This is a genomic window from Clostridia bacterium, from assembly GCA_017394805.1.
GTDB lineage: Bacteria > Bacillota > Clostridia > Christensenellales > CAG-1252 > RUG14300.
The window spans coordinates 28,466-43,568 of sequence record JAFPXC010000015.1 but is presented as its reverse complement, the minus strand read 5'-3'; the positions used below and the strand labels follow the sequence as shown (position 1 = coordinate 43,568).

Below are 15,103 nucleotides of genomic sequence, written 5' to 3'. Positions count from 1 at the left end.
GTCGGGGATGTAGTGAAAATAGTTGCCTTTGGCAACGGAGATATATCGCTATGCGGCGGGATAGGTCGGTAGAGCCGATGCGCTCGCGGGAAGCCGCCGATGAAAACGTATGCTGTTATTTCGTTTGGGAGGCGCCGCTCGTGAGGTCGGGAACGGAGAGAAAGCGATAGCCGTGCGAAAGGTAGGTTTCGATGACACGGGGGAGTGCGGCGACCGTGGCGGCGGTGGGGTGCATGAGAATGACGTCGCCCGCGGTCATGTCGCGGGTGGCGCGCATATAGATGAGTTCGGGATCTTGGTCGCGCCAATCTATGGTGTCCTTGGACCACATGACGACCGTGTAACCGAGGTCGGCGGCGGCCTTGAGCGTGGCTTCGTTGTAGGCGCCCGAAGGGGGCGCGAAAAGGATGGTGCGAACGCCCGCAGCCGCGAAGATGGCCTCTTCGGCGCGGTTGATCTCTTTGACGTTGGCGGCGTAATCGAGCGTGCCGTGGTCGAGGTGAGAATAGCCGTGCGAGCCGATAGAAAGCCCGTTTTGCACGAGAAAACGACAAGTTTCTGGGTGTTTCTTCGCCCAGCAGCCGCCTATGAAAAACGTGGCGGGAATAGCATACTGCCGAAGGATATCCGCGATGGCGAGAACGTACTCTTCGCCGAGATAAACGTTGAAGGTCAAAGCGACCGTGTCGGGCTCGCTCCCACGGCGAACGGGGGCAAACGCAGGCTCGGTATTGCCCGCGAACGTGACGGTGAGCGCCAAAGCGACGAGTACTATGAGAATGACGAGGTTGGATAGGGTGAAAAGGGTGCGGTGTTTCATTGTATAGTATAGTGGGAATGAAAGGGGAATATGCGTGGGGCACGGCGAAGCGTGAGTGAAGTTTTCGCTATGCGAAAGTGAAGTTGCTTCGCAGTGAAGTTCAAGGCGTTGCCTTGAGTGAAGTTCGCCTATGGCGAGTTGCGGAAAGAAAGAGGCCTGAAGCGAGGGGGTCGGGTATATTTGTGGGAAGAGTTGGAAATAACTCCTTTACAATTTATATAAATTGTAGTATAATTTATAATGGTAGAATAGTGACTATGAATAAGATATTGGTTGTAAACGACGGATTGAGAATAGCGTATGCGTATAACCCCAACGTGAGAAGCGTGTGTTGGGGCGTTTTCGTGGGCGTGGGCAGTATGGACGAGAGCGAAAAAAACTCGGGCATTAGCCACCTCATCGAGCATATGTGCTTCAAGGGGACAAAAACGCGTTCGGCCTACGATATCGTACGCGAAAGCGAGAATTTGGGCGCGAATATCAACGCCTTTACTTCCAAGGAGCAGACCGCTTTTTACGTGCAATGCGTGGACGATTCGGTGGAAAAATGCGTGGAAATATTGGCCGATATCGTGCAGAATATGACCTTTGACCAAGAGGAACTCGAGAAGGAAAAACAAGTCGTCATAGAGGAGATCGCCATGAGCGAGGACGCGCCCGACGATTTGGCGGGAGACCTCGCCGCCGAGGCGTTTTGGGGTGAGAACAGCCTGTCGAGACCCATCCTCGGCACGAAAGAGAACGTGGAAGGCTTTACGCAAGAAGACCTTTTCGCGCACGTCAGACGCTACTATACCAAGGAAAATATCGTCCTGTCGGTCGTGGGCAACGTGGAAGAGCGCGAGGTCGTACGCTTGGCCGAGACCTATTTCCACTTCGCCGCGGGCGCGGTGGAAAAAACCGACGCCGTCTATCCGCGCAAGGCCGTGCAACGCTTCCGCAAAAAGGACGTGGAACAATGCAACGTGGTGCTGGTGTACGACGGGCTGAAACGCTACGACGAAGACACCTATGCTTTGAACGTCTTTGACGCCGTGTTGGGCGGGGGTATGAGCAGTATCTTGTTCCAAAAGGTGCGCGAGGAACTCGGTTTGGCGTACTCGGTGTACAGTTATCCTGCCTCTTATCGCACGATGGGCGCGTATTGCATCTATATCGGCACGACGCCCGCCAAGGCCGATATCGCCTTGCGGACCATTGCGAAAATCGTGGAGGACCTGAAGGCGAAGGGCATCGACCGCGAACAGATGGAACGCGGCAGAACGCAGACGTTGAGCAATTACGTCTTCGGTATGGAAAACGGTATGTCCGTGATGCGCGTGCAGGCCCGCCGATTGATGTATAAAGGCGAGGCGTTCGATGTGGACGAGGAGATAAACAAGATAAAAGAAGTCGACTTGGACAAAATAAACGCGTTGATAAAGCGCGTATTCGCGGCCGCGCCCGCCGTGGGTGTGGTGGCGCCCGAATACGTGGATTGTAAGGGGGTATTCGATGGCAACCAATAACTACGACCGTATGCTGCTGGGTGAAAAACGACAGTCGTCGGGTATAAAGGACAAGGCCAAACAGCAACGAAAAGCCAAGAAAGAAAAGCGAATCAATATCGTGCGTATCGTGGCGCTGGTGCTGGCGGTGCTGTGGGGGTTGATGACCTTAGGCGCCGTGGGCACGAAGGCGCAGGCGTTCTTTTTGGGCACGTTCGGCTGGCTGGGCGTGGCGTACGCGCTGACCGTCGTGGTGCTGATGGCCGTGGGCCTGGCGGGCGGCAAGAAAAAGCGCAAGTTGAGCAAAAATAAAAAATGGATAATAGCGGGTGCGTGCGTGATGGCGTTCGTCGTGGCGCTGTTTTCGCACCTGTGGTCTTCGTACGCCGTCTTTGACGCGGTTTCGGTCGAGAAAGGAACGGTGAGTTACGGCGACTATCTCGGCGCGGTGTACAAAAACGGGAGTTCGACCTCGGGCGGCGCGCTGTTGTCTTTGCTGGCCTATCCCTTCCTGAACGCGGTGGGGTTGCGCCTGAGCGGCATTATATTGGCCGTGATATTCTTCGGCGTGCTGTTTTCGATGATATATCCGTTTTGGCTGACGACCAAAGAGCAACGCGTCATTACGGACGCGGCGGGCGCCGAGGACGAGCAGGCGGAAACCGAGCCTAAACTCTTTGTGGAAACCGTGGACGGCACCGATAAAGGAAACAAGGCGCGCGGGAAGAAGAGAAGACAAACCTTTGACTACTCCTATCCCAACGGCAACGACAATATGGAAAATACCGAGCCCGAAGAGTTGGATTTGATAGACGAGCGCGAGGCCGCCGAAATGGGCGCGCCCGAAAGTATGGACGAAAGACGGAAAAATGCGTTCGACCTCTTGCTGGGAATGAAAAACGAGAGCAGTCGGGTGCGCAAGGAAGAAGAAGGATACGATCCGACGAAAGACGTCGAGCACCCCCTGCAATTCGGCGAAAGACAAAATACGCACGTCGATTGGGGCAAGCCCGTGAACAGTGTGCCCAGAGAGAGAATGAGCGAAGAGGAGCGCAAACAGAACTCGTACGACATTTTGTTCGGCGAGGCGCCCGCGCCCCAATCCTTCGCCGCCTATACGCCCACCGCGCAAACGCAACCCAAGCCGCAACCCAAACCGCAACCCAAGCCGCAACCCAAGCCGCAAGGCATAGCGGCGGGCGAGACCATCGAAACGGTGGTGCCCTCGGCGTGGGAGAAGTATCAAGCCGCGCAAGCTCAAAGAAAAGAAGAGGAAGAAGCGCCGCGCGAGGAAAATTTCTTCGTGCCGCGTGAAGAAAGCGCGCCGCAACGCGAGGAGAACCCCTATCAACCGAGAGAACCGCAATGGGGGGAGAATCGTCGGCCGCAAAGCGAAGGATCGTATCAACCGAGAGAAGAGATGAGACACCCCCAAGCGGACACGCCGCGCCCCGTGCGCGAGGAGAAACGCCGCGCGCCCCGCGAGGAAACGCCCAACGGGCAAGCCGTGTACAAGATACCCGACAACGGCGCGTACGTCAATCGGCATAACCCCGTGACGAGAGAAGAGCAGCCCGCGCCCTACGAGCGCAACGAAGCGCCCCAAGCGCCCGTCCAACCGCAAAGAAGAGAATACGGAGAGGATCGTGCCCCGTGGCGGGAAGAGCCTACGCCCGCGCCCACGTATCGCGAGGAGTCTAAGCCCACGCCGACGTACGGGGAAGAGGAGAGGCAAACGCCCACATACGTCGCGCCCAAGCAAGCGCCCGTCTACCGCGAAGAACCCAAACAAGCACCCGCGTATAGGACGGACGCGGACAGTATGGGTATGCTGTACGGCAATGCGCCCCTGCGCCCCGAAGACGCGGACCGCGTGAAACCGAAAGAATACCCGACCTTTGAAGAGGAGCCCGAGAGCGATCTGGACGCCGCGCTGCACTACGTCGCGGACGACTATGAGGAAGAGGATTATGAAGAGGACGCCGTCCAAGCGGCGCCCGTGGACAAGATCGGCTACGTGGAACGCGAGGAGACCGAGGCACCCAAGTCCGAATTCAGCGGTTTCGTGGAGCGCAAGATCGTGGAAACGCCCGAACCCGTCGAGGAGACGGTCGAGCCCACGCCCGCCCCCGTGCAATATAAGTCGCGTGAGCCGAGAGAACCGCGCCAACGTCCCACGCCCGACGAGAGAACGCAACGGGAAGCGCACGCCTTGGCACCCGATACGAAAGAGGTGAAAAAGGTGCGGCCGTATTCGGCACCGCCTCTGTACCTACTGAAGGATTACCCGCCCCCCGAGGATACCGAAGACTACGAGGAGATGAGCAAAAGCCTCGAAGAAGCCTTTGCCTCGTACGGCATGGAGGTGCACGTCATCGGGCATACCCGCGGGCCTACGTATACCCAATTCGCCGTACGTTTGGGCGAGGGTATCCAATTTAAGCGCGTGAGCAACCTCGGGCAGGATATCGTGCGTAAAATGTGCCTGTCCGAAGAGATAAACATCGTGCCCAAAGTGCCCAATATGGACGCTATCGGCGTGGAAATCATCAACAAGACGCGGTCGCGCGTGGGGTTGAAACCCCTGTTGACTTCGAGTAAGTTCCGTCAAGATAAGAAGCTCTATTTCGTGCTGGGCGTGGACGTGATGGGCAAGCCCTATTACTGCGACATATTGTCCGGTCCGCATATGCTCATCGCGGGTAGTTCGGGCAGCGGTAAGAGCGTGTGCTTGAATACCTTGATCTGCTCGATATTGTTCAACTACAAGCCCGATTACGTCAAGTTTATCCTCATCGATCCCAAGGGCGGCGTGGAAATGGGCGTGTATAACGACCTGCCGCACAATCTGTTGGGCAAGGCGGCCGTGACGCCCGCCAATACCATCAAGGCGTTGGACTGGGGTATCGAGGAAATGGAACGCCGCTACGCCCTTATGCGCGATCTCAACGTGCGCAGTTGGGGCGACTACAACGACAAGTTGCTGGCGGGCAACCTGCCCAGACAGCCCTATATCCTCATCATCATCGACGAGTTGGCCGACTTGATGGCATCCAGCAAGAAGAACGCCGCCGACCTCGAAGTGCGCATCGCCCGATTGACCGCCAAGGCGCGTGCCGCGGGTATTCACGTAATCGTGGCTACGCAACGGCCTTCGGTGGACGTCATTACGGGTACCATCAAGAACAATATCCCCACGCGTGTGGCCTTTAAGACCGCGAGCCAAATCGACAGCAAGACCATATTGGAAAAGGGCTGCGCCGAGAAGTTGTATGGCAAGGGCGATATGTACTTTATGAGCAACGAGTTCAACGAGTTGAAGCGTTTGCAAGGTCCATTCCTGACCGACGACGAAGTGAATATTATCTGTGATAATATCCGCGAAAACAACGACTGCTTGGTGGACGAAACCGTGGCAAACAGCATCTTCAAAGAGGACGCGCTCCAAGAGGAAACGGGGAAGATCGGCGGGAGCGACGACTACGGAGAGGACAACGGCGCCGAGGGCGAAATGAGCGAAGAGGATTTGTTCGAGAAAGCAACCCGCGCCGCCGCCGAGCAGGGTATATTGAGTATAAGCCGCCTGCAACGTATGTTCCGCCTGGGATTCAACCGTGCGGCCTTGCTGGTGGACGAAATGGAAGCGCGCGGCTTCGTGGAGAAGGCCATACCCGGCTCATCCAAACCGCGTAAAGTATTGATAACGCCCGAAGACTGCGACGAGATATTCGGGTATAGGGACGACGATGAGTGATAGAGTGAAAGTGGGCGTAGTGAGCCTGGGATGCGATAAGAACCGCGTGGACAGCGAGAATATGCTGGGATTCCTCTCGGAGGAGTTCGAGATAGTTTCGTCCTACGAAGAGGCCGATGTGGTGATCGTCAATACCTGCTCCTTTCTGCAAAGCGCGGTGAAGGAGAGTATCGACGTGATTATGGAGGCCGCGACGCACCCCGTGAAGATCATCGTGACGGGATGTTTGCCTATGCGCTATCCCGAAATCGCCGAGAATGATATGATGCCCGAGGTGTCCGCTTTTTTGGACAATCAGCACTATACAACCATCGTGCAAACCGTCTATAATGTTCTCGAAGGCAAGAAAGAGGTGCGCAAAAATACCGAGGTAAAACCCGTGGCCGCCTCGCCCGACCGTATCTTGACAACACCGAGGCATTACGCCTACCTAAAAGTGGCCGAAGGGTGCAATAACCGCTGCGCGTTCTGCGCGATACCCAAAATACGCGGGCCGTACGTATCGACGCCCGCCGAAGAATTGGTCGAAGAGGCCAAGCGCCTGGTGGACGACGGCGTGCGCGAACTCATCCTCGTGGCGCAGGACGTGACGAGGTATCGCGACGGGGACGTGGATCTAATCGGACTGATAGACAGGTTGGAAAAGACGGGCGTGGAGACCATTCGCCTGACCTACTGCTACCCCGAACAGGTGACGGAAGCGTTGCTTGACCGCATAGAGCGGGACGAACACTTGGCCAAGTACATAGACGTGCCTATGCAACACGCGTCGGATGACGTGCTGCACGCGATGCGGAGAAGAAGCAAAGCGGAAGACTTGCGTAAGATGATGGACTATATCCGCCGAAATACGCATATCCGCGTGCGTTCGACCTTTATGGTCGGCTTCCCGGGGGAGACCGAGGAAGACGTGGACGAACTGGTCGACTTCCTCGTGACCTACCGCATAGAATACGCGGGGTTCTTCTCCTTCTCGCGGGAAGAGGGCACGCCCGCCTACGCCATGCCGCAGATACCCGCCAAAGTGAAAAAGGCGCGGCTCAAACGGGTGGAGAGCGTGCAGTCCGCCATCATGCGCGAGATAGCGGAAGGCTACGTGGGCAAAGAGGTAACGGTGACGATGGACGCCGTGGACTACGACCGCAACCGCTTCGTGGGACACCCCAAGTGGGCGCACCCCGAGATGGACAATAAAGTGTATTTCGGCGCGGACTTCCCCGTGGAAATGGGGTGTGACTACGTCGTGAGGATAGAAAAAGCGTCCAGATTGGACCTGGTGGGGACGGCGAAAGCGCCCATCGAATAAGGAGGCAATATGCATTGGACGGGAAAAGTGGATCCCATCGCCTTTTACATAGGCAATAAAGGCGTGGCCTGGTACGGTATTTTCATTACCTTCGGTATGCTGTTGGCACTGTGGGTGTCTATACGGCGAATGAGACGGTTGAAGGCTACGACAGACCAGATGATGACCTTGTTTTTGATCGTGATACCCGTGGCGGTGATCGTGGCGAGACTGGGGTACGTGGTGGCGAATTACAGCCATTACTTCGTGAAACCCTACGACTGGGACGCGTTCGTCAATACCATAGCGATATGGGAGGGCGGATTGACCATTCTGTGGGGCGTGCCGGGCGGCGCGTTGGCGGGCCTCATCTGGTGCAAGATATACAAGAAGGACTTTATCCGTTCGACGGATATCATCCTGCCCGTGGCCCTGTTGGCGCAAGCCATCGGGCGTTGGGGCAACTTCATGAACCAGGAGTTGTACGGTCAGCTGGTGACGAATACGGCGCATCAATGGTTCCCCTTGTCCGTCTTCATCGCGGCGGATATGAGTTGGCACCAAGCCACCTTCTTCTACGAGTTTGTACTGAATCTCGTGGGCTTCGGGGTGCTGTCCCTCTTGTACAAGCGCGTGGACGTCAAAGGCTTCGGCACGCTGGGGTACGCCGCTTGGTACACGCTTACCCGCGCCGTGATGGAGTTCTTCCGCGTGGAGAGCAATACGTTTGAGGACAAATTGGGCTTCAACCTCGTGCAGGTGATATGCTTCGTGTTGGCGGCGGCGTGCGTGGCGGCCATCGTGGTGATGTGCTTGGTGAAGAGGTTGAAATGCGGGGAGCGCGTGTGGTATAAGGACGGCTACCCCGTGGAAAAAGCGCAAGAACCCGACGACTTGCCCCAAGAGGCGTAGGCGGGTGAAAATAGGAAATAACCGACGTATAATCGGTGGAATAAGGAGGAAACCATGAATTGTGTAAGAATATTGGTGCAAGATCTCGACGAGTGGGAAGTGAAATTGGCGCACTTGAAAGACGCCTTTCCGACCTTGGTGACCAACGTGGGCGGGCGCTACGACAAAACCCTTTGGTGGGAAATGGAGTCGCTGTCCGAGGATAGCGAAGCGGCCGCGAAGGTGAAGATCGAGGAATTGTGGGGGGACGGTATATACGCCCACGAGGACAAGCCCTTGGGCGTGCTGGTGGCCGAGAAATTGCGCGAAAAAGGCAAGCATATCTCGGTGGCCGAGAGTCTGACGGGCGGCGCGTTGTCCGCCGAATTGGTGCGCTATCCCGGCGCGACCGACGTCTTCTACGAGGGCGTGGTGGCCTACTCGAACGGCGCGAAAGCGGGACGCTTGGGCGTGGATACGGCGCTTATCGTGGAGAAGGGCGCGGTGTCGAGCGAAGTGGCCGCCGCTATGGCCAAGGGGCTATTGGAAAACGATACGTGCGATATCGCCGTGAGCACGACGGGTATCGCGGGGCCAAAGGGTGACGGCGTGTGCACGACCGTGGGCCTGACCTACATAGGCGTGGCGACCAAGGAAAAAGTGCAGACCTATATGCATATCTTCTCGGGCGACCGTGAGGGCGTGAGAAGACAGGCGGCCGCGTGGGCATTATTGCACGCGTTGCGTAACATTTGAAAATAAGCGAGGAGATATACGAAAATGACCGAAAAAGAAAAAGCATTGGAACAGGCTATACAACAAATCGAAAAGACCTTCGGCAAAGGCGCCATCATGAAATTGGGCGACGACTACGTGGGCGAAGTGGAAGTGATCTCGACGGGCAGCATCGCCCTCAACAACGCATTGGGTATAGGCGGCTTCCCCCGCGGACGTATCAGCGAGGTGTACGGCCCCGAGTCGAGCGGTAAGACTACCATTTGTCTGCACGCCATCGCCGAGGCGCAAAAAGCGGGCGGCATTGCGGCGTTCGTGGACGCGGAACACGCCATCGACCCCAACTACGCGGCGGCGTTGGGCGTGAAATTGCAAGACCTCTATATCGTGCAACCCGACGACGGCGAGCAGGCCATCGACATCGTGGAGGCCTTGGTGAGAAGCGGCAGCATCGATATCATCGTGGTGGACAGCGTGGCCGCGTTGACGCCGAGAGCCGAGATCGAAGGGGATATGGCCACCAACCCCGTGGGTATGCAGGCGCGTATGATGAGTAGGGCCCTGCGTAAGCTGACCGCCATCATCGACAAGACCAAGACCTGCCTTATCTTCATCAACCAATTGCGCGAGAAAGTGGGCGTAATGTTCGGTAACCCCGAGACCACCCCCGGCGGCAAGGCGTTGAAGTTCTACTGCTCGGTGCGCTTGGACATTCGCAAGAAGGATCCCATCAAGGACGGCGCGAACGTCATCGGCAACCGCACGACCGTGAAAGTGGTCAAGAATAAGTTTGCGCCCCCGCTCAAAGTGGCCGAATTCGACCTCATCTACGGCAAGGGCGTGTCGAACGAGGGCAGCATCGTCGACCTCGCCATCGAGCACGGCATCCTGAAGAAGAGCGGCAGCTGGATCAGCTACAACGACGAGAAACTCGGCCAAGGCCGCGACCGCGTGGTCAACCTCTTACGCGAGGACGCCGAACTGCGCGAAGAACTGACCGACAAGGTGCTGCAAGCCATGAAAGGCGTGGTCGGAGAAGGCACGGAAGAATAGCCGCCAAAGGCAGCGTGAAATCCGTATGCACCGCATACGGGAGAAATCTTGCCTACCGTAAGGAGAAATCCAAGACAATGCCTTGGGAGAAATCCGACGTCCGTTGGGATTCGGACACGCTGAAGCGTGCGTGGAGTTTCGCCTATGGCGAAGCGAATGTATGAAAAAGCCCCCTACGTTGGGGGCTTTTTGTGTGTATGAAGTGTGTGCCCCTATTGGGGGGATCCCTCGATAAAATCGGAATGACGTTCTTGCTCGAAACGGCTATTGCCTTTTTGCGTACCGTCTCTACGATACGAGATTAGACGGTGCGGTTATTGTTCTTCCTTGCAAAGAAGCGTCATCTTGAGGTCGTAGAGGCGTTGGGACAAATCGACCTTGTAGATATGGGGTTTGGTGATGCGTTTGTATTGCTCCCACATATTGTCCATACAGGTCTTGTGGTAGGCGGTGATCTCTTTGAGGATGGGCAGATCGTAGACCAACTCGCCGTCTTTGAAAACGTCTACCATCAACTCCTTGACGTGGTAGTTGACCACGGTCTTTTGCTTCCAGGTTTCGGTGGGGTCGAAAATGGTGTAGGGCGCGCCGTCGGGATTGGGCTCGTCCTTGAGCATGATGAGGTCGGCGATGGCCTTGCCCGTGTCGTTGTCGTAGAAGCGCACGACCTTTTTGAGCCCGGGGTTGGTGATCTTCTCCAACGTATTGCTGATCTTGATTTTGGGCGCTAACACGCCGTCCGCACCCTCAATGGCCGCCATCTTGTACACGCCGCCCAAAGCGGGCATGGTGAAACTGGTGATGAGCTTGGTGCCGATGCCGTAGCTGTCGATGCGCGCGCCCTGTGCGTTGAGGGAGAGAAGGACGTATTCGTCAATGTCGCCCGAGGCGCAGATCTTGGCCTTGGGAAAGCCCGCTTCGTCCAGCATACGACGCGCCTCTTTGGAGAGGTAGGCAATATCGCCCGAGTCGATGCGAATGCCCAAAGGCTCGTGCCCCGCGGCGCGCAGTTCCTTGAATACGGTGATGGCGTGGGGAATGCCCGAGGAAAGGACGTCGTAGGTGTCCACCAAAAGAAGACAGGCGTCGGGGAAAAGGCGGGCGTAGGCGCGGAAGGCCTCGAGTTCGGAGTCGAAACTCATCACCCAACTGTGCGCGTGCGTGCCCGAGACGGGAACGTCGAACATTTGCCCCGCCAAGACGTTGCTGGTGCCGACGCAACCCGCGATCATAGCGGCGCGTGCGCCGTAGATACCCGCGTCGGGACCTTGGGCGCGACGGAGACCGAACTCCATCACGGCACCTTGGGCGGCGCCCACTATCTTGCTGGCCTTAGTGGCGATGAGCGTCTGGTGGTTGATGATGGTGAGCAAGGTGGTCTCCATCAGTTGCGCCTCGAATACGGGCGCTTTGACCGTGAGAATGGGCTCGTAGGGGTAGACGATGGTGCCCTCGGGCATGGCGTACACGTCGCCCGAGAAGCGGAAGCGGCGAAGCTCCTCCAAGAAGCCCTCGTCAAAGAGGTTGAGCGAGCGAAGGTAGGCTATGTCCGCCTCGTCGAAGTGAATGTTGCGGACGTACTCCACGGCTTGCTCCAACCCGCACACGACCGCGTAGGACAACTCGGTGGTGCCGCGGAAAAAGAGGTCGAACACGGCTTCCCTACGGTGCATACCGCACTTGTAGTAGCCGTAGATCATCGTGAGCTCGTATAGATCGGTGAGTAAACTGAGATTGCGCATAAGTTTCTCCTTGTTATAATAAAGGGCGTATATACGCCCTTGGGTCAGCATCGTATGCCCGTGAAGGTGGCGCCGTCGGGGCGAATGTCGATGGCGAACACGTTGTCCTCGCCGTAGAGGGACACCAACGCTGCGTAGGCCGCGTCGAAGTCCTCTTTGGCGAAAATGCCAAGTACCGTGCCCGCGAAACCGCCCCCGTGTACGCGGCAGGCCTCGGCGCCCAACGCGCGAAGGTACTCGACCGCGAAGTTGATGGGCTGGCGATCGTCGCCCGGTACGCAGGTGTTTTGAAGATAGCAGGCGGAACTTAGGCCCGAACTGCCCACGGCGTCGTAGAAGTCGGGCTCGGACAGCGAGTCGATGGCGTCCACGGCCGCTTCCACGCGGAGTTCCTCCTCAAAGAAGTGAATGGCGCGAAGTACGGCGCGACCCGATAGCCCCGCCTCGCGGGCGCGGGCGAACAGGTCGGCGGTGTAGGGTACGTCGCGGAGATATTGTGCGCCGTACAAAGCGGCGACAGACTGCATCTCGTCCTTGATGGCGGTGTAGCAATCGGTGAGGCGGGTGTGATCGCCGCCCGAATTGACCAACACGATGCGCGAGGAGAAGGGGTAGTCCACCTTGCGTACCTCGGGGCGCTCGGGATCGGCGAAGTCGATATAACTGACGCCGCCCAAGGCGATGGCGCATTGGTCCAGAAGGCCGCAGGGCTTGCCGAAGAATTCACTCTCCGCCCATTGGGAAGCCTTGGCCTTTTCGACGGCGTCGATTTTGCCCTCGTTGAACAGCACGTTGATGACCTCTGCGACCAGACACTCGAACGAGGCGGACGAGGAGACGCCCGAACCGCGGGCCACGTTGCTGGTCATGGTGGCGGAAAAACCGTCCACCGAGTAGCCCTTGCGGCGGAAATAGGTGATCACGCCCTTGACCAACGCCAAAGAGGTGCCTTGCTCGGCGGGATTGTAGTCTACGTTGTCGAGCCTGACATCGATGAGGGGATAGTTGCCCGATTTGATGAGGATGCGGCCGTCTTTGCGCGGGGTGACCGCGGCCAACGTGTCCAGATTGATGGAAGCACACAAGACCTTGCCGTGCTGGTGGTCGGTGTGGTTGCCCAATAGCTCGATGCGGCCGGGGGAAGAGAAAAAGGCGTAATTACGGCAGTCGAAGGTGGCTTCGTGCAATTTGCCCAAGCCGACGAAGCGGTCGGCAACTTTGGATAAGTCCACAGAAGGGCCGTAGAGCCTGCGCGCTATTTCGCAAAAATCCGCCGATTTTGTCATCATTAAATCTAAATTTGTACTTGCCATAAGCATACCTTCTATTGTATAATGTAATTGCGCAAGGTTGCGCACCAAATTATTATACATTATTTTGTAACAAATATCAAGATTATTTTGAAAGTCCTTGCGCCTTTGTGTTTTTATTTGGGGCGAAGGAGTGAAGAATAATTGGGTGGAGTTCGCTTTTTTGCGTAATTTCGCACCGAACGCGGCGAAATGCGTGATATAAAGAATAATTGTAAAGGAGTGGACGGGTGAATAAACAAACGAATACGACTATGGCAATGGTGTACGTGGAGCATTTGATTGCGTATGGACGCAAGTATTTGTCTTTGCCGGCACCGAACGAGTTTTGGGCGCGGAATAATTTGATGTACGAATTGCACCTCACCGAGCGGACGGACGCGTTGGAGAATTGCGAGAAGGAATTGGCGGATATTTTGAATCCGTTGGTGCAATACGCCGTGGAATACGGTATTATCGACGAGGCGGACAGGGAACGCTTCGGCGTGCGCCTGACGTCCTTGGTGATGCCGACCCCCGCGGAAGTGATGGAGCGCTTCGACGCCATCAGTTACAGCGAGAGCACGCGCTATGCCTGCGATTGGTTCTACGACCTGTGCCAAAAGAGCGGCTATATCCCCATGAAAGCCATCGCCGCCAACCCCAAATGGCGCTTCACGGCGAGTATGGGCGATATACAGGTGACCATCAATACCGCCAAGCCCGAAAAGGATCCCAAAGAGGTGGCCGCCGCTAAGGCCGCCCCCCAAACGGGATATCCCAAGTGTATGCTTTGCGCCGAGAATATCGGCTTTTACGGCAAGCCCGGCTGGGCGGCGAGAAGTACCTTGCGCGCCGTGCCCATCGTCTTTGACGATGGGGAACAATGGTATATGCAGTATTCGCCGTACAGCTACTTTACGCACCATTGCATTTTCTTCAACAGCAAGCACGTGCCGATGGGGCTAAGCGAAAAGACCTTTTTGCACCTGACCGAGATAATCCGCATCTTTCCCTCGTTTTTCGTGGGAGCGAACGCGCCTCTGCCCATCGTGGGCGGCTCGATATTGGCGCACGACCACTTCCAGGGCGGTGCGAAAGTGCATCCCATGTTCAGCCGTTATTTGCGGGCGAGATATACCAATATGGCCTATCCCAACGTCAAATTCGGCATCGTGGATTGGTACAACTCGGTGGTGCGTATGCGCTGCCGCGACCGCGTTCAACTCGTAAAAGCCGCCAACTATTTGTACACGATGTGGCTCGGATATACCGACGAGTCGGTGGGGATCTACGCCGGTACGAACGGCGTGCAGCACAACAGCGTGACTCCCGTCTTCCGCATGGAGAGGGGCGAATACTATTGTGAAATGATATTGCGCAACAACCGCACGGACGAGGCGCATCCCTTTGGTATCTTCCACCCCACGGAAGATATGCACCATATCAAGAAAGAGGCCATCGGCATCATCGAGGCGTTGGGTACGTTCATCCTGCCCGGCAGGTTGGAAAAAGAGATGGATCAAGTGGCGGATATCCTCTGTGGTTCGACAACTTTTGACGAGAAAGCGCTGTCGGATGGCGAAAATCCCATGAGCAAACACAAGAATATGATCGTGGGACTGCTGAAAGCCAACGGATTCGTGGCCGACAAAGAAAAGGCAAGCGAAATCGTGCGCGGATATATCAACGCTACGTGCGAGCGCATACTGAATTGCACGGCCGTCTTCAAAAACGACGAAGAGGGGCAGGCGCATTTCGACAAGTTTATGAAGAGCCTCGGCTTTGCCGAGTTCGTATTCAAAGAGGCGGAGCAGAGCGCGCAAGGCGGCGGTGAAGCGAAAGAGGAGACCGCCGAGGCGGTGCAACCCGCTATTGAGAATGCAGCAGAAGGCGATTCGTCGGCGGAAGCCGCCATAGAGGACGCGCCGCAAGTACCCGTCAAACGCGGACGCGGAAGACCGAGAAAGAACCCCGATGGGGAAGAACCGACCGTCAAGCGCGGGCCGGGACGTCCGAGGAAAAAGGAATAAAAAAGAAAGGGTTG

The 15,103-nt window shown here is 56.7% G+C and carries 10 protein-coding genes; 7 read left to right on the top strand and 3 right to left on the bottom strand.

Annotated elements, in window-relative coordinates:
* Positions 1-115 precede the first annotated feature (115 nt).
* On the bottom strand, positions 116-820 hold the full coding sequence (locus tag II896_04310; GenBank protein ID MBQ4443868.1) for a polysaccharide deacetylase family protein: 705 nt from the start codon (positions 818-820) through the stop codon (positions 116-118).
* A 257-nt stretch (positions 821-1,077) separates the two neighbouring features.
* Between II896_04310 and II896_04305 the strand changes: the two genes are divergently transcribed.
* Genes II896_04305 through recA form a run of 6 tightly spaced genes read left to right on the top strand, consistent with a single transcriptional unit; the run spans position 1,078 to position 10,025 of the window.
* Positions 1,078-2,328: an insulinase family protein gene (locus II896_04305; GenBank protein MBQ4443867.1), complete on the top strand. Its 1,251-nt coding sequence runs from the start codon at positions 1,078-1,080 to the stop codon at positions 2,326-2,328.
* Positions 2,315-6,061 carry a hypothetical protein gene (locus II896_04300; protein MBQ4443866.1) on the top strand — a complete coding sequence of 1,249 codons (3,747 nt, stop codon included), beginning with the start codon at positions 2,315-2,317 and terminating at the stop codon, positions 6,059-6,061. The genes II896_04305 and II896_04300 overlap by 14 nt, the downstream gene beginning before the upstream one ends.
* Entirely contained in the window at positions 6,054-7,367 is a 1,314-nt protein-coding gene (gene rimO, locus II896_04295) for a 30S ribosomal protein S12 methylthiotransferase RimO (protein MBQ4443865.1), read from the top strand. The genes II896_04300 and rimO overlap by 8 nt, the downstream gene beginning before the upstream one ends.
* Before the next feature lie 9 nt (positions 7,368-7,376).
* Positions 7,377-8,258: a prolipoprotein diacylglyceryl transferase gene (lgt, locus tag II896_04290; protein ID MBQ4443864.1), complete on the top strand. Its 882-nt coding sequence runs from the start codon at positions 7,377-7,379 to the stop codon at positions 8,256-8,258.
* 54 nt (positions 8,259-8,312) lie between these two features.
* Positions 8,313-8,993, top strand: coding sequence for a nicotinamide-nucleotide amidohydrolase family protein (locus II896_04285; GenBank protein ID MBQ4443863.1), 681 nt, complete (start codon positions 8,313-8,315; stop codon positions 8,991-8,993).
* A 24-nt stretch (positions 8,994-9,017) separates the two neighbouring features.
* Entirely contained in the window at positions 9,018-10,025 is a 1,008-nt protein-coding gene (gene recA / locus II896_04280; GenBank protein ID MBQ4443862.1) for a recombinase RecA, read from the top strand.
* Positions 10,026-10,339: 314 nt separating this feature from the next.
* On the opposite strand, the gene II896_04275 is transcribed toward recA, so the two are convergent.
* On the bottom strand, positions 10,340-11,767 hold the full coding sequence (locus tag II896_04275) for a nicotinate phosphoribosyltransferase (GenBank protein ID MBQ4443861.1): 1,428 nt from the start codon (positions 11,765-11,767) through the stop codon (positions 10,340-10,342).
* 44 nt (positions 11,768-11,811) lie between these two features.
* Entirely contained in the window at positions 11,812-12,999 is a 1,188-nt protein-coding gene (locus tag II896_04270; protein ID MBQ4443860.1) for a galactokinase, read from the bottom strand.
* A 308-nt stretch (positions 13,000-13,307) separates the two neighbouring features.
* On the opposite strand from II896_04270, the gene II896_04265 reads away from it, so the two are divergent.
* Positions 13,308-15,089, top strand: a complete 1,782-nt coding sequence (locus II896_04265) for a UDP-glucose--hexose-1-phosphate uridylyltransferase (protein ID MBQ4443859.1) — start codon at positions 13,308-13,310, stop codon at positions 15,087-15,089.
* The last annotated feature ends 14 nt before the right edge of the window (positions 15,090-15,103 follow it).